The 1419-nt window shown below is 68.8% G+C and carries 3 protein-coding genes; 2 read left to right on the top strand and 1 reads right to left on the bottom strand.

What is annotated here, in order from left to right; translation table 11 throughout:
* Positions 1–278 (top strand): hypothetical protein (locus ACIRS4_RS36960; RefSeq protein WP_404204457.1); only part of this gene is annotated, 278 nt, incomplete at its 5' end.
* A gap of 6 nt (positions 279–284) precedes the next feature.
* Here ACIRS4_RS36960 and ACIRS4_RS36965 read toward each other — a convergent pair.
* Positions 285–887: a putative glycolipid-binding domain-containing protein gene (locus ACIRS4_RS36965; RefSeq protein ID WP_404204459.1), complete on the bottom strand. Its 603-nt coding sequence runs from the start codon at positions 885–887 to the stop codon at positions 285–287.
* Positions 888–1147: 260 nt separating this feature from the next.
* Between ACIRS4_RS36965 and ACIRS4_RS36970 the strand changes: the two genes are divergently transcribed.
* Positions 1148–1419, top strand: a 272-nt coding sequence (locus ACIRS4_RS36970; protein WP_404204461.1) for a DNA cytosine methyltransferase, incomplete at its 3' end; no start/stop codon positions are given.

A 1419-nucleotide genomic window follows, 5' to 3' on the forward strand; every position in this document is an offset into this window, starting at 1 on the left:
CCACCTCCCCCGAACTGGTCCGCGCCATCTGCGAACCCAATGCCGCGGCCCTGCTGGACGTCCTGGACGACACCCTCGAGGTGCTCACCCAGGCCCGCGACAGCCTGCGCGCCAACGGCACCCTCGCCGAACTGACCGAGGCCGGTCACGACGCCCGCACCGACTACGAGGACAACGAGCGCTGGCCGATCACCGACATCAGCCTCGGTGAGCGCAACTGGCTCACCAAGCTCATCGACGCCGGGCGCGCCGGCGGCGTTCTCACCTCGCTGGACTGACCGGGATCAGATCCGTTCGGCCAGGCCCGGATAGTCGAGGAGGAATCCGTCCTGGTCGACGGTGACGGTCGCCGAGGACACCGGGGACAGCACGTGGATGCCGTCCGGCCCGCTGCTGTACGTGAGGCTGGCCTCCTGCACCTGCAGGTCCGGTAGCCGCACGTAGACGACCGGAACCTGCACGTCCTCGCTCGCCCGGGCCAGCCCGTAGCGGCGGATCGGGAGTGTGTTGAAGAACGGGCTCAGCACCACGTCCACGTCCAGCGCCCCGCCGAAGGTGGACCGCACATGGGTGTTTCCGGCGTCGATCAGCCAGTAGTCCTCCTCGTCGCGCGCGATCGAGGCGTGGCGTTCGCCGGTGGCCAGGGTGCTGCGCAGCGACAGCCGCTTCGTGACCCCGGATTCGTCGGTGACAAGGTCGTAGGACGCGCTGAACGCGGGATGGTCCTCGCAGTCGCCGGCGATGATCCGGCCCGCGGCGCGAATCCGGTTGCCGCTCAGCACCACCCGCACCGACTCCATGCGTGAGGCGTTGTGTGCGCGCCAGGTGAGAATGGCCGGCCACCGCTTCGCTCCCGGCTTGGCGTCCTCACTCCCGTTATCCGTCACGCCTATAACCGTAGTTGCAGGCCCCGGCTCGTCCGAGATCCCCGGCCGGTATCACTCCCGGGACCGGACATCGTGATCAACATGCAATGGTGCGGAGCGGTTCTCGGCGTTTCCGCACGCCAACGCCCGCCGATCGATCGCCCGAGTGATAGCCACCGGCTCTGGAAGTCCGGCCCTGTCGGGCGTTGCGCTCGATGTGGATGAGGGGACTCGAGTAACGTGCTCTGCGGCACGGGGACTCCGGGGTGAAAGGGACTGTTGTGACGGGCGCGCGGATGGTCGGCCTGTTCGCCGGCATCGGTGGGCTGGAACTCGGGCTCGCGGCCCACGGTTGGCGCAGTGAACTGCTCTGCGAGATCGATACGGGTGCGCAGGCCGTGCTGGCGGCGCATTTCCCCGGCGTGCCACTGCATTCGGACATGACCAAGCTACGTGCGCTGCCGTCCGGGATCGAGCTGGTGGCGGCCGGATTCCCGTGCCAGGACCTGTCCCAGGCCGGGCGCACGGCCGGAATCACCGGTTCCCGTTCGGG

This window comes from Streptomyces sp. NPDC101166, from assembly GCF_044768125.1.
Classification (GTDB): domain Bacteria; phylum Actinomycetota; class Actinomycetes; order Streptomycetales; family Streptomycetaceae; genus Streptomyces.